This window comes from Acidimangrovimonas pyrenivorans, assembly GCF_042643245.1.
GTDB classification, from domain to species: Bacteria; Pseudomonadota; Alphaproteobacteria; order Rhodobacterales; family Rhodobacteraceae; genus Acidimangrovimonas; species Acidimangrovimonas pyrenivorans.
Genome location: NZ_JBHRSK010000004.1, coordinates 109,215 through 130,656 on the forward strand (window position 1 = coordinate 109,215; position 21,442 = coordinate 130,656).

The 21,442-nt window shown below is 67.6% G+C and carries 18 protein-coding genes; 7 read left to right on the plus strand and 11 right to left on the minus strand.

All coding sequences use genetic code 11. The features are described from left to right. Positions 1–48: 48 nt before the first annotated feature. A complete protein-coding gene (locus ACFOES_RS03510; protein WP_377831789.1) occupies positions 49–483 on the plus strand; it encodes a CBS domain-containing protein in 435 nt (144 codons plus the stop codon). A gap of 167 nt (positions 484–650) precedes the next feature. Then, positions 651–1,178 carry a pantetheine-phosphate adenylyltransferase gene (gene coaD, locus ACFOES_RS03515; protein ID WP_377831790.1) on the plus strand — a complete coding sequence of 176 codons (528 nt, stop codon included), beginning with the start codon at positions 651–653 and terminating at the stop codon, positions 1,176–1,178. A gap of 163 nt (positions 1,179–1,341) precedes the next feature. Here coaD and ACFOES_RS03520 read toward each other — a convergent pair whose 3' ends face one another. Genes ACFOES_RS03520 through ACFOES_RS03530 form a run of 3 tightly spaced genes read right to left on the minus strand, consistent with a single transcriptional unit; the run spans position 1,342 to position 4,813 of the window. Next, entirely contained in the window at positions 1,342–2,145 is an 804-nt protein-coding gene (locus ACFOES_RS03520) for a 3-hydroxybutyrate dehydrogenase (protein WP_377831791.1), read from the minus strand. Then, positions 2,142–3,653 (minus strand): AMP-binding protein, encoded by a 1,512-nt coding sequence (locus tag ACFOES_RS03525; RefSeq protein WP_377831792.1) that lies wholly within the window; start codon positions 3,651–3,653, stop codon positions 2,142–2,144. The genes ACFOES_RS03520 and ACFOES_RS03525 overlap by 4 nt, the downstream gene beginning before the upstream one ends. Then, on the minus strand, positions 3,650–4,813 hold the full coding sequence (locus ACFOES_RS03530) for an acetyl-CoA acetyltransferase (RefSeq protein ID WP_377831793.1): 1,164 nt from the start codon (positions 4,811–4,813) through the stop codon (positions 3,650–3,652). The genes ACFOES_RS03525 and ACFOES_RS03530 overlap by 4 nt, the downstream gene beginning before the upstream one ends. A 119-nt stretch (positions 4,814–4,932) precedes the next feature. Between ACFOES_RS03530 and ACFOES_RS03535 the strand changes: the two genes are divergently transcribed. After that, entirely contained in the window at positions 4,933–5,475 is a 543-nt protein-coding gene (locus ACFOES_RS03535) for a LuxR C-terminal-related transcriptional regulator (protein WP_377831794.1), read from the plus strand. A 313-nt stretch (positions 5,476–5,788) separates the two neighbouring features. Here the strand turns inward: ACFOES_RS03535 and gap (ACFOES_RS03540) are convergent, their stop codons facing one another. Beyond that, positions 5,789–6,790, minus strand: a complete 1,002-nt coding sequence (gene gap, locus ACFOES_RS03540; RefSeq protein ID WP_377831795.1) for a type I glyceraldehyde-3-phosphate dehydrogenase — start codon at positions 6,788–6,790, stop codon at positions 5,789–5,791. Between the two features lie 282 nt (positions 6,791–7,072). Next, positions 7,073–8,077 carry a type I glyceraldehyde-3-phosphate dehydrogenase gene (gene gap, locus ACFOES_RS03545; RefSeq protein ID WP_377831796.1) on the minus strand — a complete coding sequence of 335 codons (1,005 nt, stop codon included), beginning with the start codon at positions 8,075–8,077 and terminating at the stop codon, positions 7,073–7,075. A 214-nt stretch (positions 8,078–8,291) separates the two neighbouring features. On the opposite strand from gap (ACFOES_RS03545), the gene ACFOES_RS03550 reads away from it, so the two are divergent. After that, positions 8,292–9,260: a DUF808 domain-containing protein gene (locus tag ACFOES_RS03550; RefSeq protein WP_377831797.1), complete on the plus strand. Its 969-nt coding sequence runs from the start codon at positions 8,292–8,294 to the stop codon at positions 9,258–9,260. A 142-nt stretch (positions 9,261–9,402) separates the two neighbouring features. Here the strand turns inward: ACFOES_RS03550 and tkt are convergent, their stop codons facing one another. After that, on the minus strand, positions 9,403–11,424 hold the full coding sequence (gene tkt, locus ACFOES_RS03555) for a transketolase (protein ID WP_377831798.1): 2,022 nt from the start codon (positions 11,422–11,424) through the stop codon (positions 9,403–9,405). A gap of 235 nt (positions 11,425–11,659) precedes the next feature. On the opposite strand from tkt, the gene ACFOES_RS03560 reads away from it, so the two are divergent. Beyond that, complete coding sequence (locus ACFOES_RS03560) at positions 11,660–12,208, plus strand: hypothetical protein (RefSeq protein ID WP_377831799.1); 549 nt, start codon at positions 11,660–11,662, stop codon at positions 12,206–12,208. Then, a complete protein-coding gene (locus ACFOES_RS03565; RefSeq protein WP_377831800.1) occupies positions 12,201–12,596 on the plus strand; it encodes a cell division protein ZapA in 396 nt (131 codons plus the stop codon). The genes ACFOES_RS03560 and ACFOES_RS03565 overlap by 8 nt, the downstream gene beginning before the upstream one ends. 112 nt (positions 12,597–12,708) lie before the next feature. Here ACFOES_RS03565 and ACFOES_RS03570 read toward each other — a convergent pair whose 3' ends face one another. The 5 genes from ACFOES_RS03570 to ACFOES_RS03590 form a co-directional block, all read right to left on the minus strand. Further along, positions 12,709–13,368, minus strand: a complete 660-nt coding sequence (locus tag ACFOES_RS03570) for a TrmH family RNA methyltransferase (protein ID WP_377831801.1) — start codon at positions 13,366–13,368, stop codon at positions 12,709–12,711. A 153-nt stretch (positions 13,369–13,521) separates the two neighbouring features. Next, positions 13,522–13,881, minus strand: coding sequence for a Grx4 family monothiol glutaredoxin (gene grxD / locus ACFOES_RS03575; protein WP_377831802.1), 360 nt, complete (start codon positions 13,879–13,881; stop codon positions 13,522–13,524). Positions 13,882–13,935: 54 nt separating this feature from the next. Then, entirely contained in the window at positions 13,936–14,178 is a 243-nt protein-coding gene (locus ACFOES_RS03580) for a BolA/IbaG family iron-sulfur metabolism protein (protein WP_377831803.1), read from the minus strand. Positions 14,179–14,346: 168 nt separating this feature from the next. Then, positions 14,347–16,506 (minus strand): phosphoribosylformylglycinamidine synthase subunit PurL, encoded by a 2,160-nt coding sequence (purL, locus tag ACFOES_RS03585; RefSeq protein WP_377831804.1) that lies wholly within the window; start codon positions 16,504–16,506, stop codon positions 14,347–14,349. Positions 16,507–16,942: 436 nt separating this feature from the next. Further along, a complete protein-coding gene (locus ACFOES_RS03590) occupies positions 16,943–17,848 on the minus strand; it encodes a LysR family transcriptional regulator (RefSeq protein ID WP_377831805.1) in 906 nt (301 codons plus the stop codon). 158 nt (positions 17,849–18,006) lie between these two features. Here ACFOES_RS03590 and ACFOES_RS03595 point away from each other — a divergent pair, with 158 nt between their 5' ends. Then, complete coding sequence (locus ACFOES_RS03595; protein ID WP_377831806.1) at positions 18,007–21,429, plus strand: indolepyruvate ferredoxin oxidoreductase family protein; 3,423 nt, start codon at positions 18,007–18,009, stop codon at positions 21,427–21,429. Positions 21,430–21,442: the final 13 nt, after the last annotated feature.

Here is a 21,442-nt window from a genome sequence, read left to right on the forward strand (position 1 = left end):
GATTGTCGCAGGGGGCTGACCCTTGGAGCATATTGGAGGAGGACCATTATGCTCGTGCAACAAATCCTTAGGTCGAAAGGCGATGACGGGGTGGCGACGATCGCGCCCGACGAGACGGTGTCGAAGGCGGTCGAGGTGCTTGCGGCCCGGCGGATCGGGGCGCTGGTGGTCTCGACCGACGGCAAGCACGTGCTGGGCATCGTTTCGGAACGCGACATCGTGCGCGAGCTGGGGCGCCGCGGGCCGGCCTGCCTGAGCGACCGGGTCGACCAGATCATGACCGCCAAGATCGTCGGCTGCTCGCGCGACGAGACCGCGCGCGACGTGCTCCAGCACATGACCGACGGCCGTTTCCGCCACATGCCGGTGCTCGAGGGCGACGAGATGATCGGGCTGGTCTCGATCGGCGACGCGGTCAAGGGCCGGCTGGCCGAGCTGTCGATGGAGAACGAGGCGCTCGAGGGCATGATCAAGGGCTTCTGACGTCGAGATCTGGCGTCGAGATCTGACGTCGAGATCTGACGTTGGGGGCTGACGCTGGGGTCTGACGTCGGGTTCCGGGGCCGGATTCCGGGGTCGGTCGCGGAAAACCGCCTTGCAAAGCCGGACGCAATATTGTTGCGTGCGGCTGAAGTAAACGGAGGGCACCCATGCGCATCGGCCTCTACCCGGGCACCTTCGACCCGGTCACCCTCGGGCATCTCGACATCATCCAGCGGGCGTCGAAGCTGGTCGACCGGCTGGTGATCGGCGTCGCCATCAACCGCGACAAGGGCCCGCTGTTCCCGCTCGAGGACCGGGTGCGGATGGTCGAGGAAGCCTGTGCCGGGCTCGAGGGCACGAATTGCGAATTCGTCGTCCACCCGTTCGAGAATCTGCTGATCGACTGCGCCCATGACGTCGGCGCCACGGTGATTGTCCGCGGCCTGCGCGCGGTGGCCGATTTCGAATACGAATTCCAGATGGTCGGCATGAACCGGGCGCTCGACGCCAGTGTCGAGACCGTGTTCCTGATGGCCGATGCCCGGCGCCAGGCGATCGCCTCGAAACTGGTGAAGGAAATCGCCCGGCTGGGCGGCGACGTGTCGAAATTCGTCAGCCCGGCGGTGAAGGACGCGCTTTACGAGCGGCTCGGCCGCAACGGGCTGAGCCAATCCGCGCCTGCGGCGCAAGCCTGATTGCTTGCGCTGCGCGCGAGGGGGCGCTGCCCCCGCCGCCCTGCGGGCGACTCCCCCGGGATATTTGCGCTCAGGTGAAATGGGGAAGGGCGCGCTCCGCATTTCATCTTCACGCAAATATCCCGGGGGTCCGGGGGCAGCGCCCCCGGCCTTGCCTTCGGTGCTACTGCGCGGTCCAGCCGCCGTCGACCGGGATCGCGGTGCCGGTGACGTTATGGGCGATCGGGGCGCAGAGCCACAGGGCAAGGGCGCCGATCTCGGACGGGTCCGAGGTCCGCAAGCTGGGCTGCTTTTCCGACAGCAGCTCGGCGATGCCGGCGTCGCGGTCGCCGCCAAGGGCGGCGGCGCGGGCGTCGATCTGGGGCTGGATGATCGCGGTCTCGGTCCAGCCCGGGCAGATGCAGTTGACCGTCACCCCGCCCTGCGCCTTGGTCCCGGCGGCGGCATATTCCAGCGCCGCCACCCGGCTCATGCCCACGAGGCCGAACTTGGCGGCGACATAGGGCGCCTTGTCCTTCGAGGCGACGAGGCCATGGACCGAGGCGATGTTCACCACCCGTCCGTAGCCCTTCTGCGCCATCGCCGGCAGCGCCGCCTGCATGGTGTAGAAGGCGGCCGAGAGGTTGATCGCCAGGATCGCCTCCCATTTCGCGCGCGGCATGGTCGCGATCGGCGCGGTGTGCTGGATGCCGGCATTGTTGACCAGGATGTCGGCGCCGCCCCAGTCGGCGACCCGCTGCATCATGGCGGCGATCCGGTCGGGGTCCGAGAGGTCGGCGTCGAAGAACTTCGCCTCGGGCGCCCCGGCCGCGCGCAGCTCGGCGCAGGCGGCTTCGGCCTGCTCGGGGCTGGCCAGCCCGTTGACGGCGATCCGGGCGCCGGCGCCGGCGAGCGCCTTGGCGATGGCCAGGCCGATGCCCTGGACCGAGCCGGTGACGAGGGCGGTCTTGCCGTTGAGATCGGTCATGTTTCCTCCAGTTTTGCGCGAAGATCGGTCTTCAACACCTTGCCGTAATTGTTTTTCGGCAATTCCCCGATCTCGAAATAGGCTTTCGGCCGCTTGAAGCGGGCGATCTGCGACAGGCAATGGGCGTCGAGCTTGGTCGGGTCCATCCCGGCCCCCGCGCGCGGCACCACGAAGGCGACGACATCCTCGCCCCATTCGGCCGAGGGTCGGCCGACGACGGCGACTTCCAGAACGTCGGGATGGGTCAGCAGCGCCTCCTCGACCTCGCGCGGGTAGATGTTGGTGCCGCCCGAGATGATGACGTCCTTCGAGCGGTCCTGCAGGGTGACGTAGCCGTCGCCATCCATGAAGCCCATGTCGCCGGTCATCAGCCAGCCGTCCCGCAGGGCCTTGGCGCTGGCCTCGGGGTTCTGCCAGTACCCAGGCATCACGTTCGGGCCGCGGACCATGATCTCGCCGGTTTCGCCCGGCGGCAGCGGCGTGCCGTCCGCGGCGCCGATGCGCAGCTCGCAGACCGCCTGGGCCCGGCCGACCGAGGCGAGGCGCGCGCGCCAGCGCGGATGGCTGCGGTCGGCGACCTCGGCGCGCGACAGGGCCGAGATCGACATCGGGCATTCGCCCTGGCCGTAGATCTGGATGAAGATCGGGCCGAACAGCTCGACCGCCTCGACGATGTCGGCGACATACATCGGCCCGCCGCCATAGACGATGCTGCGCAGGCCTTCGCCGCTTTCGCCGGTCGCCTTGGCGGCCTCGGTCAGGCGCTTGACCATGGTCGGGGCGGCGAACATGTGGATATTGCCGTGATGGCGGGCGAGGGCGAAGATCTCCTCGGGTTCGAAGCCGCCCGAGACCGGCACCACATGGCGGGCGCCGACCAGCACATGCATCAGGTTGTAGAGCCCGGCGCCGTGGCTGAGCGGGGCGGCATAGAGCGCGGTATCCACGGGCCGGACCTGGTCGACATCGGGGAAGTAGCTCAACGCCATCTGGGCCAGCATGCCATGGGTGATGGTCACGCCCTTGGGCCGGCCGGTGGTGCCCGAGGTGTAGAACAGCCAGGCGAGGTCGTCGCCGCCGCGCGGCTCGAGCGGGCAGGGGGCGTGGCCGCGCATCGCGGTGAACTCCGCCCCGGCGATGTCGACCAGCGGCGTCCCGGTCTCCTTGGCCAGTTCCGCCCCCAGCGCCGTCGTGACGAAGCACAGCGTGGCCTCGGAGGCCGCGAGAATCCAGGCCGCTTCCTTGGCGTGGAGTTTGGCGTTGATCGGCACCACGGCGGCGCCGGCGATCCAGGCGCCGTAGAGGGCGATCAGGTAATCGGGGCAGTTCTTCATGAACAGCGCGACGCGGTCGCCCGGCCGGACGCCGCGGGCCTTGAGGGCGCCGGCGACGCCGGCGGCGGCGGCGTGGAAGCCGGCGTAATCGGCGACCAGTTCCTCGCCGAGGAACAGGGCCGGGCGGTCACCGCCGGTCGCGGCGCTGCGTTCGAGCCAGAGCGCGAGGTTCATCCCGCCCGCTCCGCTTCCAGCACGCTGGCATAGTTGGCCACGCCGGAGCCGCCCATGTTGAACACCAGCCCGAGCCCGGCGCCCGGGCGTTGCATCTCGCCCGCCGTGCCGGTGACCTGCCGCGCGATCAGCGCGTGCATCGAGACGCCGGTGGCGCCGACCGGGTGGCCCTTGGCCTTGAGCCCGCCCGACAGGTTGACCGGCAGCCGGCCCGAGGGTAGCACGGTGCCGTCGCGCAGCACATCGGCGCCGCGGCCGGGGGCGGCGAGACCCATCGCCTCGTAGACCAGCAGTTCGGCGATGGTGAAGCAGTCATGGACCTCGGCGACGTCGATGTCGCTGACCTTGATCCCGGCGCTGGCATAGGCGCGCTGGAAGGCGGCGCGCGGGCCTTCGAAGGCGGTCAGGTTGCGGCGCGACATCGGCAGCAGGTCGTTGACCTGCTCGGCGGCGCGGAAGGCGACCGCGCGCGGGGCGGTCTTGGCCACGTCGGCCGAGGTGATGACCAGCGCGGCGGCGCCGTCGGAGACCAGCGAACAATCCGAGACCTTGAGCGGCGCGGCCACCATCGGGTTCTTCTCGCTCACCGCGCTGCAATGCTCGACGGTCAGCGGCTTGTGCATCTGCGCCAGCGGGTTGGCCATCGCGTTGCGGTGGTTCTTGGCGGCGATCATCGCCAGCGCCTCGGTGGCGTCACCGAATTCCTCGAAATAGGCCCGGGCGAAGCCGGCGAAGACCTGCGGGAAGGTCAGCCCGGCCTCCTCGGCCTGGTAGGAGGCGTGGCCGAGCGCGGTGCCGACATCGGCGGTGCCCAGATGGGTCATCTTCTCGGCCCCGATCACCAGCGCGACCCTTGCCTGGCCGGCGAGGATGGCGTTGCGGGCGGCATGGACGGCGGCCGAGCCCGAGGCACAGGCGTTTTCCAGCCGCGTCGCCGGCTTGAAGCGCAGGTCGGGATGGATGTTCAGCGCCAGCGAGGACGGAAAGCCGTCGCCGACCATGCCGCCGTTGAAATGGCCGACGTAGATCGCGTCGACGTCCGCGGGCGCGATGCCGGCATGGGCCAGCGCCTCGCCGCCGGCCTCGACGATCAGATCCTCGAGCGTCTTGTCGGAAAGGCGGCCGAACTGGGTATGCCCCCAGCCGATGATGCGTGTCATGGATGTCTCCTCCGTTTGCATGGTGATGCCGCGTTGGCGCGCGCCGATCAATTGGTAGAACTACGAAGGGCATCGGGCTGGGGGCTTGGCCTTCGCCGCCGGACGGGCCAAGGTTCGGCATGGATATCGCCACGCTCGCCTTCACCCACGCCCCGGTCGGCCTGGCCTATGCCGAGGACCGGACCATTCGGCGCTGCAACCTGCGTTTCGCCGAGATCTTCGGCGGGGCGCCGGAGGATTTCGCCGACCTGCCGCTGAAGCGGCTCTACCCCAGCGCCGAGGACTATGAACGGATCGGGGCGCAGGGGCTGGAGGTCATGCGGGCGACCGGGCGCTACGACGACGAGCGGATCATGCAGCGGCTGACGGGCGTCGCGTTCTGGTGCCGGGTACGCGGCGAGTCGCTGACCCCGGAGGCGCCGTTCCGGCGCTCGGTCTGGTCGTTCTCGGACCTGTCGGCGGCGCGGCCGGTGGTCGAGTTGACGGCGCGCGAGCGCGAGGTGGCGATGCTGACGGCGCAGGGCCGGACCTCGAAGGAGATCGGCCGCGAGATCGGGCTGTCCTACCGCACGGTCGAGCTCTATCGGGCGCGGCTGCAGGAGAAGTTCGGGGCGAGGAACCTGGCCGACCTGGTGGCCAAGTTCTCGGGCCTGCCCCATTAGGGCGCGCACCGCGCGGCTCCATCCGCGGCACGCGATGCCTCGAAGGCGGGCACGTATTGGCCCGGAATCAAGGGCGTAGCCCGCCGGGCCGCGCCCTCCCTTCCCCTTGGGAGGGCGTAATGGCGATGTCGTTTGCCGTTCAAGCGTGGTTCGGGGTGTCGGGATAGTGCGCGGACCACCAGCGGCGCGGGCGCCCCCCCGAGGGAGGGCACGGCCCTCTGTTGGGAACCTCCTGACGGGCGCCGCCCCGTCACGGTCCCGAAACGCAAACGGGCGCCCGAAGGCGCCCGCGCGGTCCACCGAGAGGCAGAGATCAGATCAGCTTGCCCATCGCCACGGCGGTGTCGCCCATGCGGTTCGAGAAGCCCCATTCGTTGTCGTACCAGCTCAGGATCCGGCACATGTTGCCTTCCATCACCTTGGTCTGGTCCATGTGGAAGATCGACGAATGGCTGTCGTGGTTGAAGTCCATCGACACGTTGGGCTGGTCGGTATAGCCGAGGATACCCTTGAGCGGGCCGTCGGCCGCGGCGCGGATGGCGGCGTTGATCTCCTCGACGGTGGTGTCGCGGGCGGCCTCGAACACCAGGTCGACGACCGAGACGTTCGGCGTCGGCACCCGGATCGAGACGCCGTCCAGCCTGCCGTTCAGCTCGGGCAGCACCAGGCCGACGGCCTTGGCGGCGCCGGTCGAGGTCGGGATCATGCTCAGCGCCGCGGCGCGGGCGCGGTAGAGATCCTTGTGCATCGTGTCCAGCGTCGGCTGGTCGCCGGTATAGCTGTGGATCGTGGTCATGAAGCCCTTGGCGATGCCGATCGAATCGTTCAGCACCTTGGCCACCGGCGACAGGCAGTTGGTGGTGCAGGAGGCGTTCGAGACCACCAGGTCGTCCTTGGTCAGCGTGTCGTGGTTGACGCCGTAGACGATGGTCTTGTCGGCACCCTTCGACGGCGCCGAGACCAGCACCCGGCTGGCGCCGTTCTCGAGATGGATCTTGGCCTTCTCCTTGTCGGTGAAGATGCCGGTGCATTCCATCGCGATGTCGATGTGATCCCAGGGCAGCTCGGCCGGGTTGCGGATCGCGCTCACCTCGATCGGGCCGCGGCCGACATCGATGGTGTTGCCCTTGACGGTCACCTCGGCCGGGAAGCGACCGTGCACGGAGTCGAAGCGCAGCAGGTGGGCGTTGGTCTCGACCGGGCCGAGATCGTTGATCGCCACGACCTCGATATCGTCGCGGCCCGACTCGATGATCGCCCGCAGAACATTGCGCCCGATGCGCCCGAACCCGTTGATGGCTACTTTGACAGTCATTCTCTCTCCCTCTGGCAAGGTGGCCCGAAAAAGGGCCGTTGTGGCACCCGAATTCGGCGCGCGACAGCGCGTCATCTGGGTGTTTGACGCCAGACTAGGGAAAAGATCAACCGCTGGGGATGCGACCTAACGCCAAAATTCCAGATAATCGACCAGATCGGCGACTTTCCGGAGCAGGAAGATGGTGGCGTCCCCGTGGTTCAGGCCGAAATCGAGCCCGAAGGCGGCCAGGACCACGATGGCGAGGATGAGGGCGAGGCGATCGGTAATGAAACTGCTCCGTTACTGCGCAAGCCTCCCCATTGCGCCGGCCACGTCGGCCATGCGGCAGGAAAAGCCCCATTCGTTGTCGTACCAGGCCAGCACCCGGACGGTGCGGCCGCCGACCACCTTGGTCTGGTCGGGGGCGAAGATAGACGAATGCGGCGTATGGTTGAAGTCGATCGAGACCTTGGGTTCCGGGTCGTAGGCCAGCACCGCGCCCATGTGGCCGGCGGCGGCCTCGGCGACGATCTCGTTGACATCGGCGACGGTGACGTCGCGGCCGGCCTCGAAGGTCAGGTCGACGGCCGAGACGTTCGGCGTCGGCACACGCATCGCGGTGCCGTCGAGCCGCCCGGACAGTTCCGGCAGCACCTCGCCCAGGGCCTTGGCGGCGCCGGTCGAGGTCGGGATCATCGCCATCGCGGCCGAGCGGGCGCGGTAGAGATCGTTGTGGCGCCGGTCCAGCGTCGGCTGGTCGCCGGTATAGCTGTGGATCGTGGTCATGATGCCGCGCTCGATGCCGATGGCGTCGTTGAGCACCTTGGCCAGCGGCGCGAGGCAGTTGGTGGTGCAGGAGCCGTTCGAGACGACAAGGTGCTCGACGCCCAGGTCGCGGTGGTTGACGCCGTAGACCACGGTCTTGTCGGCGTTCTTGGCCGGGGCCGAGACCAGCACCCGCTTGGCGCCGCGGCCGAGGTGGACGGCGGCCTTGTCGCGGGCGTTGAACTTGCCGGTGCATTCGAGGACGACGTCGACGCCGTCCCAGTCGAGTTCTTCCGGGTCGTAGGTCGACATCATCTCGATCGGGCCGCGGCCGAGGTCGAGGGCGCCGTCGCGAACGCTGACCTCGCCGGCGAAGCGGCCATGGATGCTGTCGTATTTCAGCAGGTGGGCATTGGTCTCGACCGGGCCGGTGGCGTTGATCTTGACGACCTGGACGTCGTTGCGCGCCGCTTCCGCGATATGGGCGAGGGTGCAGCGCCCGATGCGGCCGAAGCCATTGATGCCGAGGGTGACGGTCATGTTCGCTCTCCGTAATGCGGAGGCCACGCGGGCCGGGTCGGTTTTCGGCGGTATACGCAGGCATACCGTTTAGGGAAAGCCCAAAAATCGCTTGTTATCAGCATGTTAGCGATAACATGCGGTGATGGCGCTAACGGGGCGCCAGGGCGTTCTGCCCCTTGCCTTGGCGCCGGGAAGCGGCGACCCTGCGACAGGGAACACAGGACGGACAGGCATGAGCGGATTGCTGGCATTGCTGGACGACGTGGCGACGATCGCCAAGGTGGCGGCGACCTCGGTCGACGACATCGCCGGTCAGGCGGCCAAGGCCGGGGCCAAGGCGGCGGGGGCGGTGATCGACGACGCGGCGGTGACGCCGCGCTACCTGCACGGCTTTCCCGCGGCGCGCGAATTGCCGATCGTCGGCCGCATTGCGATGGGCTCGGTACGCAACAAGTTGGTGATCCTGCTGCCGCTGGCGCTTCTGCTCTCCGCCTTCGCGCCGGGCGCGATCCAGCCGCTGCTGATGCTGGGCGGGCTCTATCTCAGCTACGAGGGGGCCGAGAAGCTCGCCCATGCCTTCTCCGGCGGCGGACACGCGGCGGGGCACGGCGGCAAGCCGGCCGATGCCGCCCATCTCGAAGAGGCCAAGGTGGCCGGCGCGATCAAGACCGATTTCATCCTCTCGGCCGAGATCATGACCATCATCCTCGCCGCGCTGCCCAAGAGCAATTTCTGGTACGAGGCGGGGGGGCTGGCGCTGGCCGGGCTCGGCATCACCGCGGTGGTCTATGGCGGCGTCGCGCTGATCGTGAAGGCCGACGATGTCGGGCTCTACATGGCGCAGACCGGCCGCTTCGCCGTCACTCGCAGGGTGGGCCGTGCCGTCGTGCGCGGGATGCCGCATTTCCTGACCACCCTGGCCAATGTCGGCACGGCGGCGATGCTCTGGGTCGGCGGCGCCATCATCGTCCACGGACTGGAAAGCTTCGGCCTCACCGCCCCGGGGCATGTCATCGAGACCTGGGCCGAGGCCGCCGCCCATCTGGGGCCGGAGATGCTGGCCGGGACGGTGCACTGGACCGTCACCGCCGTTTGCGACGGGGCGATCGGCGTGGTGCTGGGCTTCGTGCTGCTGCCGGTGGTCGGTTTGGCCGGCCGGGGCTGGCGGGCGCTGCGCGGGCAGGGCGGCGCCGGGCACTGAGGGGGGCGAGCGCAACAGGGGGCGCGGCCCGGCGGGCGACGCCCCTGGGGCCGGGCCATTGGGGCGCCTCTCCGGCGCCTCGGCAAGGAAAAAGCCGCCGCACCCCTCGGCGCGGCGGCTTTCCGTCTCGCTCAGACCGGGCTCAGCCCAGCAGTTCCTTGACCTTGGCGGCGGCGGCTTCGGCGGTGATGCCGAACTCCTTGTAGAGCGTCGGCGCCGGGGCCGAGGCGCCGAAGCCGTCCATGCCGATGAAGGCCGCCTTCGCCGCCCGGCCGCGTTCGCCGCTCAGCCAGCGGTCCCAGCCGAAGCCGGTCGCCGCCTCGATCGCCACCCGCACCGGGCCGGCGGGCAGCACCCGCTTGCGATAGCTCTCGGGCTGTTCGGCGAAGAGCTCCTGGCACGGCATCGAGACGACGCGGGTGCCGATGCCCTCGGCCTCGAGCAGCGCGCGCGCGGCCAGGGCGATCTCGACCTCCGAACCGGTGGCGATCAGGATCGCCTGGCGCTTGGCCGTCGCCTCGGCCAGGACATAGGCGCCCTGGGCGGTCAGGTTCTTCGTCGTGTGCTTGGTGCGCACCGTCGGCAGGCCCTGGCGGCTGAGCGCCAGCACCGAAGGCGTCTTGGTCGAAGTCAGCGCCAGTTCCCAGGCCTCGGCGGTCTCGACCGTGTCGGCGGGGCGGAACACCCAGGTGTTCGGCGTCGCCCGGCTGATCGCCAGGTGCTCGACCGGCTGGTGGGTCGGGCCGTCCTCGCCCAGGCCGATCGAGTCATGGGTCATGACATAGACCGTCGGCACGCCCATCAGCGCCGACAGCCGCATCGCGCCGCGGGCATAGTCGGTGAAGCACATGAAGGTGCCGCCATAGGGCCGGATGCCGCCATGCAGGGCGAGACCGTTCATCGCCGCGGCCATGCCGTGCTCGCGGATGCCGTAATGGATGTAGCGTCCCTTGCGGTCCTCGGGGCCGAAGATGCCGAGATCGGCGGTCTTGGTGTTGTTCGAGCCGGTCAGGTCGGCCGAGCCGCCCATGGTCTCGGGCATGATCGGGTTGACGACCTCCAGCACCAGCTCCGACGACTTGCGCGTCGCCACCTTGGGCGCGGCTTCCGAGATCTGCTTCTTCAGCGCGCGGATCGTCGGCGCCAGCTTCTTCGGCGCCTCGCCGGCCATCATCCGGGCGAACTGCTTCCGGCGCATGTCCGACAGCCCGGCCAGCCGGGCCTCCCACTCGGCCCGGGCGGCGGCGCCGCGGCTGCCGATCGCTTCCCACTGGCCCTTGATCTCGGCCGGGATCTCGAAGGCCGGGTAGGGCCAGCCGTAGATCTCGCGCACCTTGGCGATCTCTTCCGGGCCCAGCGGCGAGCCGTGGGCGCCCGAACTGTCCTGCTTGGCCGGCGAGCCGAAGCCGATATGGGTCTTGCAGTCGATCAGCACCGGGCGGGCGGATTTCTTGGCCTCGGTCAGGGCGCGGTCGATATCGGCCGGGTCATGGCCGTCACAGGACAGCACTTTCCAGCCCGAGGCGGCGAAGCGCGCCCGCTGGTCGGTGACGTCGGACAGGCTGATCGAGCCGTCGATCGAGATGTCGTTGTTGTCCCACAGCACGATCAGCTTCGACAGCTTCTGCTTGCCGGCAAGGCCGATGGCCTCCTGGCTGATGCCCTCCATCAGGCAGCCGTCGCCGGCGATGACATAGGTGTAGTGATCGACCAGTTTCCTGCCGAAGCGCGCCCGCAGCGCCTCTTCCGCCATCGCGAAGCCGACCGCGTTCGAGATCCCCTGGCCGAGCGGGCCGGTGGTGGTCTCGACGCCCTTGGCATGGCCGTATTCCGGATGACCGGCGGTGATCGCGCCCCATTGGCGGAAGTTCTTGATCTGCTCGATCGTCATGTCCTCGTAGCCGGTCAGATGCAGCAGCGCGTAGAGCAGCATCGAGCCATGGCCGGCCGAGAGGATGAAACGGTCGCGATCAGCCCAGTCGGGATTGGAGGCGTCGAACTTGAGGTGCTTCTCGAACAGCACCGTGGCGACGTCGGCCATGCCCATCGGCATGCCGGGATGGCCCGAATTGGCGGCCTGAACCGCGTCCATGGCAAGCACTCGAATGGCGCAGGCCTTCATCCAGTGATCGGGGTGCGTCTCACGCAGGGTCGCGATATCCAAGGGCTGGCTCCTCCGCTGGTGGTTTTCGCCGTTTCGGGCGGTTTACAGGGCCTGATAGCAGGCCTGAACGATAGATCAAGCGCGCGGGACGCCGCAGGGGCCGATCCGGGACACGTTTTCGGGGGGCGCAATCGGTTTCCGCTTTGGTTTAAGATCGCGGAAGGGGGCGCCGGGCTGCGATTCGCCGCGCGGACGCCCCCGACCTGCGCGAGACAGGGACAGGAGGATCAGGCAGATGACCGAGATTGCCGAGCTCGAGCGGCGCATCACCGCCGCGCTGGAACGGATCGGGCAGGGGGTGGCCGCGCTGTCGGCCACGCCCGGAGAGGCGTCCGCCGGCACGTCCGACGGGGCCGCGATGGCCGAGGCGACCGCCAAGATCGCCGCGCTGGAACAGGCGCTGGCGGCCGAACGCGGCGCCAATGCCCAGCTGACCGAGCGCGTCGGCGCGATCAGGCAGACGCAGGAGACCACCGTTTCCCAGCTCGAACAGCGGGTCCAGGACCTGACCCGCCAGCTCGACGTCCAGGGGCTCGAGCTGCAGCGGATGAAGAAGACCAACGTGCAGTTGCGCGAGACCGCCCGCACCCTGCGCGAGGCGCTGGAAGCCCAGGTCGCCGAGCCGCAGCTGATCAACAAGACCATGGTGGCCGAGCTTGAGGCCCTGCGCGCCTCGCGCCTGTCCGAGATCGCCGAGATGGACGAGATCCTCGACGGGCTGGCGCCGCTGATCGGAGAGGTTGCCGCCGCCGGGTCGCAGACGGGGGAGCAGAGCGATGCCTGACGTCACGATCGCCATCGCCGGGCGCGAATTCGCCGTCGGCTGCCAGGAGGGCGAGGAGCATTTCCTCCAGGCCGCCGCCAAGATGCTGAGCACCGAGGCCGAGGCGCTGGCGGCCCAGACCGGGCGGCTGCCGGAAAGCCGGATGCTGCTGATGGCCGGGCTGATGCTGGCCGACCGCACCGCCGGGGCTGAGGACCAGCTGCGCGCCGCCGAGACCCGGATCTCGCGGCTCGAAGCCGAACTGGCGCAGCTCAAGGCCAAGCCAGCGCCGCCGCCCGAGAAGGTCGAGGTGCCGGTGATCCCGCAAGCGGTGGGCGACACCCTGGCCGAGATCGCCGCCCGTGCCGAGGCGCTGGCCGACGCGGTCGAGGAGAAGGCAGCGGGGTAGGGGACGCACGACACTTGGCAACTTGGGTGCACCGGTCTGCCTTGGAGGGCAGTGCCACTGAATGTCGATGCTGGTACATCTCGGCCACCGCTGCTTCCGAGCGGGGGCTGGTTTAAGGTGATCCGTCTTCGCGAGGCATGACAGTGGGCAGCGGCTTGGCGCGCTTTCCCCTTCTCTGGGTACGGCGATACTGGCTCTGATATTCGCGCCTCTGCTTGGCAACCTCGTAAAGCACGATCCCGGAGCTGGTTCCGAGATTGAGGCTCTCGATCATTCCGAACATCGGGATCGACACGCACATATCGCTGTGATCGACGGCGATCTCGCTGATGCCGCGACGCTCGTTGCCGAACCAGACGGCGAGTTTCGTGTGCTGGGTATAGTCCCCCTCGCTCAAAAGGACGTTGGTCTTTCCCTTGACGTGGGGCGAGGTGACGATCGAGACGAAGCCAAGATTTTCCAGATGAGCAATGCAGGCTTCGGTGCTGTCGAAGCGTTTCACGAATGTCCATTTGCTCGCGGACACGGATGTCCTCGAGAGCGATTTCCATTCGCGCATTTCCTGCCAGTCCTCGGGAAGGGACTGGCGTGGATCAACGACGTACACTCTCTCGACACCGAGCGCGTTTGCGTTTCGGACCACTGTTCCGATGTTCTTGATGTCACTGGGGTCTTCTATGACAGCGATCAGGTTCTTGCAACGAAACGGCTTGATCGCATCGGCACGTTCGCGCACCGAAGACTTGGATTTCTTGTGCTCAACATTGTCCATGATCGTTTCGTAGCACGGGACACATGAGCTTCAAGATACAATCCGGGGTGGAATGCCGAAAGCAGGGCGGAAAATGGCTTTTGGGAAGCACCGCAACGAAAAGGCCCGGCAGGCTCTCGCCCCCGGGCCTTGACCTCGCGCCGCGCGTCCCGCTCAGGCGTTGGCTTCGCGGATCTTGTCGGCGGCGTCCTTGTTGTAGGTCACGCCCTTGCTGTCGAAGAGCTGGTCGAGCTCGCCCGACAGCGTCATCTCGGTGATGATGTCGCAGCCGCCGACAAACTCGCCCTTGACGTAGAGCTGCGGGATCGTCGGCCAGTCCGAGAACTCCTTGATCCCCTGGCGGATCTCCGGATCCTCCAGCACGTTGATATCGGCGAACTCGACGCCCATGAAATTCAGCACCCCGGCGACGCGGCTGGAAAAGCCGCATTGCGGCATCGACTTGGTGCCCTTCATGAACAGCACCACGTCGTTGCTGCCGATGGTCTCGCGGATCTGGTCTTCAGCGCTCATGAGAGCCCCTTTCTGCTTGGCGCGCCGCGGCGGGCGGGCCGGTGTTCGTTGAAATCAGTCGGGCGCCTTGGTGGTCAGCGCCAGCGCGTGCAACTCGCCATGGGCGCCGTCCATCTTGCCCTTCAGGCTGGCATAGACCGCGCGCTGCTGCTGGACCCGGTTCATGCCGCGGAAGCTCTCGTCGATCACCTCCGCCGCCCAGTGATTGCCGTCGCCGGCCAGGTCGGTGATCGTGATCTTGGCCTCGGGAAACTTCTCCCGGATCAGGGCCTCGATGTCATGCGCTTCCATCGCCATGTTCTGCTGCGTCCTCCTGCTGCTGGTGCAAATCTAGGCCGGGCCATCGCCGCCTTCAAGCGGTTCCGAAAACCCGGCCTCTCGGCACTTTCTGTTCGAAAATATCCTCGGGGGTGAATTGGCCGTCAGGCCAAGAGGGGGCAGACAGCCCCCTCCGCCCGCTTTCGGTCAGCCGACCGCCGCTTCGAAGGCGCCGCGGTAGAGCGCCGACAGCTCGGCCAGCGGCGCCTCGCTCGACCCGAACTTGACCACATCGCCGCCGAAGCGGCCGACCATGTGCAGCGGCACCCCGGCCTGGCCGGCGGCGACCATCAGCGCCTCGGCCTGGTCGAAGGAGCAGGCGACGAGGTAGCGCGCCTGGTCCTCGCCGAAGAGCTGGGCCATGTCGTCGCCGTCCAGGGTGACGCCGATCCCGGCGGCCTCGGCCATCTCGAAGGCGGCCAGCGCCAGGCCACCGTCGGAGAGGTCGGTCGCCGCGGTCACAAGGTCGCGATTGGCGCGCAGGAACTCGCCGTTGCGGCGCTCGGCCGCCAGGTCGACCGCGGGGGCGTCGCCCTCTTCGCGGTTGAAGACCTCGGCCAGCAGCGCCGACTGGCCCAGATGGCCCTCGGTGTCGCCGATCACCACCGCCAGGTCGCCCTCGACCGGCAGGCCGGCGATCAGCTCGTCCAGCGTTTCCAGCAGGCCGACGGCGCCGATGGTCGGGGTCGGCAGGATGCCCTCGCCGTCGGTCTCGTTATAGAGCGAGACGTTGCCCGAGACGATCGGCATGTCGAGCGCGATGCAGGCCTCGCCGATGCCTTTGATGGCGCCGACGAACTGGCCCATGATCTCGGGCTTCTCGGGATTGCCGAAATTCATGTTGTCGGTCGAGGCCAGCGGCCGGGCGCCGCAGGCGGTGAGGTTGCGATAGGCCTCGGCCACGGCCTGCTTGCCGCCCTCGAACGGGTTGGCCTTGACGTAGCGCGGGGTGACGTCGGAGGTGAAGGCCAGCGCCTTGCCGGTGTCGTGGACCCGGACGACGCCGGCGCCGAGGCCGGGCGCGCGCACCGTGTCGGCCATCACCGAGGTGTCGTATTGCTCCCAGACCCAGCCCTTCCAGGCGTAGTTGGGCGAGGAGATCAGCGCCTTGAGCCCGTCGATCAGGTCGACCGCCGGCACCGGGGCCAGTTCCTCGGCCGGGGCGGTTTCCTGCCACGGCCGGTCGTATTCCGGCGCGGTGCCCGACAGCGCCTTGAGCGGCAGGTCGGCCTTGGTCTCGTTGCCGTGCAGGATCAGGAAGCGGTCCTCGGCGATGGTCTCGCCGACGATGGCGAAGTCGAGGTCCCACTTGTCGAAGATCGCCTTGGCCTCGGCCTCCTTCTCGGGCTTGAGCACCATGAGCATCCGCTCCTGGCTTTCCGACAGCATCATCTCGTAGGCGGTCATCGCCTCTTCGCGGCAGGGCACGCGGTCGAGGTCGAGACGGATGCCGAGATCGCCCTTGTCGCCCATCTCGACCGCCGAGCAGGTCAGGCCGGCGGCGCCCATGTCCTGGATCGAGATCACCGCGCCCGAGGCCATCAGCTCGAGGCAGGCCTCCAGCAGGCGCTTCTCGGTGAAGGGGTCGCCGACCTGCACCGTCGGGCGTTTCTCCTCGATCGTGTCGTCGAATTCGGCCGAGGCCATCGTCGCCCCGCCGACGCCGTCGCGGCCGGTCTTGGCGCCGAGATAGACCACCGGCATGCCGACGCCCGAAGCGGCGGAATAGAAGATCTTGTCGGCATCGGCGAGGCCGGCAGCGAAGGCGTTGACCAGGCAGTTGCCGTTATAGGCGGGGTGGAAACGGACCTCGCCGCCCACGTTCGGCACGCCGAAGCAGTTACCGTAGCTACCGACGCCCTCGACCACGCCCTTCACCAGATGGGCGGTCTTGGGGTGATCGGGCGCGCCGAAGGACAGGCTGTCCATCGCCGCGATCGGCCGGGCGCCCATGGTGAAGACGTCGCGCAGGATGCCGCCGACGCCGGTCGCCGCGCCCTGGTGCGGCTCGATGTAGCTGGGGTGGTTGTGGCTCTCCATCTTGAAGACCACCGCCTGGCCGTCGCCGATATCGACGACGCCGGCATTCTCGCCCGGGCCGCAGATCACCTGGCTACCCTCGGTCGGCAGCGTCCGCAGCCATTTCTTCGACGACTTGTAGGAGCAGTGCTCGTTCCACATCGCGCTGAAGATGCCCAGCTCGGTGAAGGTGGGCTCACGGCCGATGATCTCGAGGATGCGCTGGTATTCGTCGGGCGTCAGCCCGTGCGCGGCGATCAGATCCTCGGTGATCTTCGGTTCGTCCATCTTCCATCCCCTGGCTGGCCTGCGGCCGGCGCCGGCCGCGCAGATAGGGGCCTCATAAGATATGGGGGCCGCGCGGGAAAGGGTCGAATTGGCGCAAGGGCCGCGAAACGGGCGCCATTCGCCCCGTTCGTGGCCCGTCTGTCCCCCGTCTGTCCCCCGTCTGTCACCCGTCTGGGGCCGCTCTGGGCCCCGGACCCGTCCGCGCGCCGCTCGCTTCTTGGCCGTCGCCGCTCTGCGTTGCGGAAAAAACGGGCAAGAGAGGTCTGGGCGAAAAAAAAGGCCGAGCAAAGCTCGGCCTAAGTCCAACAGGGAGGTAAAAGACGCTAGGAACAGTCTCCGTTGCGCCTTCGAGAGTGCATCTAGGGGCTGGGCCTCATCGGATCAAGAGGAAACATGCTGCGGGCGCAGCATGTCCGCCATGCGTTGCGCGCATGTCTCAATCCTGGTGCCGTTCCTGCTGCCTTTTGCGGTAGGCGAAAATCTCTTCGGTGACGAAATCCCGGAAGGCGGCGATCCGCTTGGAGTGGCGCAATTCCTCGGGATAGGCGAGGAAAACCGGCACCTCGTTCGATTCCACATCCGGCAACACGCGCTGAAGATTGGGAAAATCATGCGTCAGGTAGTCGGGCAACACCCCGATGCCGAGATTGCTGAGCACCGCCTGCAGCACGCCGAAATAGTTGTTCACCGTCAGCGTCGAGGGCACGTCGAAGGCCAGCAGTTGCTGGACCAGCGCGGCGCCGGCGGCGACCTGGTTGGAATTGGTGTTCTGGCAGATCAGCCGGTGATGCGACAGATCGTCCAGCGTCTCGGGGATGCCGCGCTCCTCGAGATATTCATGCGAGGCGTAGAGGCGCATGTTGACCCCCATCAGCCGCTTGCGGATCAGGTCGGCCTGGCTCGGCTCCTTCATCCGGATCGCGACATCGGCCTCGCGCATCGGCAGGTCGAGCACGCGCTCTTCCAGCATCAGGTCGATCTTGAGGTCGGGATACTTGGCATAGAGCGCCGACAGCCGCGGCGCCAGCCACAGGGTGCCGAAGCCGGTCGTCGTCGTCACCCGCAGCTCGCCGAAGACCTCGTCCTCGCTGTCGCGGATGCGGGCGGCAGCGGCGTCGAGCCGTTTGACCATCGCCGAGGTGGCGTCGAACAGCAGCTCGCCCTGCTCGGTGAGAATCAGTCCCCTGGCGTGGCGGTGGAACAGGGTCGCCGAAAGGCTCTCCTCCAGCGCCCGGATCTGGCGCGAGACCGCCGATTGGGACAGGTGCAGCGCCTCGCCGGCATGGGTCAGGCTGCCCGCATCGGCCACCGCGTGAAAGATTCTGAGCTTGTCCCAATCCATTTCGAAACCATTTCACGTTTGGCGGAGCCGTTGCTTTAAGGCTCTTATAAGGGCGCATATCTGGCATGTAAAAGACGCATAGGTAAAAATATTTCTTTGTAGGTCAGTAATTGTGACCTATAATGGGCCATGGCTCAGACAGCGACGGGAGGTGCCCAATGAGCAGGCAGGACGTGAAACTGTCGGATCGTTTCGATCTTGAGAAATCCCCGGTTCTGCTCAACGGAACGCAGGCCCTGGTGCGGCTGATGCTGATGCAGAAGGCGCGCGACAAGGCGGCGGGGCTGAACACGGCCGGCTACGTCACCGGCTATCGCGGCTCTCCGTTGGGCGCGGTCGACCTGCAGATGGGGCGGGCGCAGAAGGTGCTCGAGGCCTCGGACGTGCTGTTCCAGCCCGGCCTCAACGAGGACCTGGCGGCGACCGCGATCTGGGGCAGCCAGCAGGCCGAGCTGCGCGGCGAGGGCAAGTATGACGGCGTCTTCGCGCTGTGGTACGGCAAGGGGCCGGGCGTCGACCGCTCCGGCGACGTGATGCGCCACGCCAACATGGCCGGCACCGCGCCCAATGGCGGCGTGCTGATGGCGATGGGCGACGACCATACCGGCGAAAGCTCGACCACGCTGCACCAGTCCGACTGGGCCATGGTCGATGCCTACATGCCGGTGGTCAGCCCGGCCGGGGTGCAGGAGATCCTCGATCTCGGCCTCTACGGCTGGGCGCTGAGCCGCTTCGCCGGCGTCTGGGTCGGCCTCAAGACGATGAAGGACACGATCGAGGCGACGGCCGTGGTCGACGGCGATCCCTTCCGCCTGAACTTCGTCACCCCCGATTTCAAGATGCCCCAGGGCGGGCTCAACATCCGCCTGGCCGACACCCCGGTCGCCCAGGAAACCCGGATGATCGACTACAAGCGTTTCGCCGCCGAGGCCTTCGCGCGGGCGAACAAGATCGACCGCCGCGTCTTCGGCAAGCCCGGGGCCAAGATCGGCCTCGTCGCCGCCGGCAAGAACTGGCTCGACCTGACCCACGCGCTGTCGCTGCTCGGCATCGACGCGGCCGAGGCCGAGCGGCTGGGCATCACCACCTACAAGGTGGCCCAGACCTTCCCGCTCGACATGGCGTCGTTCCACGAATGGGCCGAGGGGCTCGACCTGGTCATCGTCGTCGAGGAAAAGCGCAAGCTGATCGAGGTCCAGGTCAAGGAGGCGATCTTCGACGACCGCCGCGGCCGCCGCGTCTATGGCTGGCACAAGGGCGACAGCTGGGAGAACGGCCGCCAGGTCGAGCTGTTCCCGACCCGCTACGCGCTCGACCCGATCATGATCGCCGAGAAGCTGGGCCGGATTTTCATCGAGGAGGGCCGCGGCACCGAGCGGATCAAGGCCGGGCTGGAAAGCCTCGACCAGGTCCGCAAGGCCGACAACGCCCAGGATTTCGCCGCCCGGCTGCCCTATTTCTGCTCGGGCTGCCCGCATAACAGCTCGACCAAGGTGCCCGACGGCAGCCGCGCCTATGCCGGCATCGGCTGCCACTACATGGTGCAATGGATGGACCGCAACACGCTGGGCTTCACCCAGATGGGCGGCGAGGGTGCCAACTGGGTCGGCGAGGCGCCGTTCTCGAAACGCGACCACGTCTTCCAGAACCTCGGCGACGGCACCTACAACCATTCCGGCGTCCAGGCGATCCGGGCGGCCTTGGCGGCCGGCACCAACATCACCTTCAAGATCCTGTTCAACGACGCCGTGGCGATGACCGGCGGCCAGCATAACGAGGGCGACCTCTCCGCCGACCGCATCGTGCGCGAGATCCAGGCGATGGGCGTCGAGCACATCGCCGTGGTCTATGACGAGAAGGAAGACGTCGACCCGAAGAAATTCCCCGCCGGGGTCGAGACCCATGAGCGGGCCGAGCTCATGCCGGTGCAGGAGAAGTTCAGCAAGATCAGGGGCGTGTCGGCCATCGTTTACATCCAGACCTGCGCCGCCGAGAAGCGCCGCCGGCGCAAGCGCGGCACCTTCCCGGACCCGGACAAGCGGGTCTTCATCAATACCGATGTCTGCGAGGGCTGCGGCGATTGCGGCGTCCAGTCGAACTGCGTCTCGATCGTCCCGGTCGAGACCGAGCTGGGCCGCAAGCGGGCCATCGACCAGTCGAGCTGCAACAAGGATTTCTCGTGCCTCAAGGGCTTCTGCCCGTCCTTCGTGACGCTGGAGGGGGCCAAGGTGAAGAAGGCGGCGACGGTCGAGATCGACCTGCCGGACCTGCCCGAGCCCGAGCTGCCGAAGATCCACGGCACCCATAACGTGGTCATCACCGGGGTCGGCGGCACCGGCGTCGTCACCATCGGCGCGATCATGGCGATGGCGGCCCATGTCGACGGCAAGGGCGCGGGGATGATGGAGATGGCGGGCCTGGCCCAGAAGGGCGGCGCGGTGCATATCCATTGCCGCATCGCCGAGCGGCCGTCCGACATCAGCGCCATCCGCGTCGCCGTCGGCGAGGCCGATGCGGTGATCGGCGGCGACCTCGTCACCACCGCCGGCTCGAAGACGCTGGGCCTGATGACGACGGGCCGTACCGGCGCCGTGGTCAACAGCCATAGCATCATCACCGGCGAGTTCACCAAGAACACGGAATTCCGTATTCCTGTCGATAGGTTGGAGCTTTCTCTTGAGGCAAAGCTGAAAGCGGATCTGGCGCTGTTCGATGCCTCGGAACTGGCCCGGGCGCTGCTTGGGGACTCGATCTACTCGAACATGATGATCTTCGGCGCCGCCTGGCAGCGCGGGCTGGTCCCGATCAGTCACGAGGCGATCATGACGGCGATCGAGCTCAACAAGGCCGCCGTCGACGGCAACAAGCGCGCCTTCGAGATCGGTCGCTGGGCGGTGACCCATCCCGAGGAGGCCGCGAAGCTGCTGACGCCGAACGTGGTCGAGAAGCCGAAGACGCTGGAGGACAAGATCGCCTTCCGCGCCGACCACCTGACCGCCTACCAGTCCGGCCGGCTGGCCAACCGCTACCGCAAGCTGGTCGACAAGGCTGCCGATCCGCGGCTCAAGGAAGCGGTCGCCAAGGGCTACCACAAGCTGCTGAGCTACAAGGACGAATACGAGGTCGCCCGGCTGCACCTGGAGACCGAGGCCAAGGCGCGGGAGCAGTTCGACGGCGATTTCCGCATGACCTTCCACCTCGCCCCGCCGATCCTGTCGAAGGAGGGCCCCGAGGGCCGTCCGGTGAAGCGCGAATTCGGCCCCGGCGTGATGCGGCTCTACCGCATGTTGGCGAAGATGAAGAAGCTGCGTGGCACGCCGCTCGACATCTTCGGTCGCTCCGAGGAACGCAAGATGGAGCGGGCGCTGATCAGGCAATACGAGGCCGACATGGCCGAGGTGCTGGACAAAGTGACGCCCGAGACCATGGATGTCGCGGTCGCGCTGGCCGAACTGCCGCTGCAGATCCGCGGCTTCGGCCCGGTGAAGATGGCGAACGCGGAAAAGGCCGCCAAGCGCCGCGAGGAGATGCTGGCGACGTTCCGCTCGGGCGGCGCGCCGCTGAAGCAGGCGGCGGAGTAGGGGGCGCCCACAG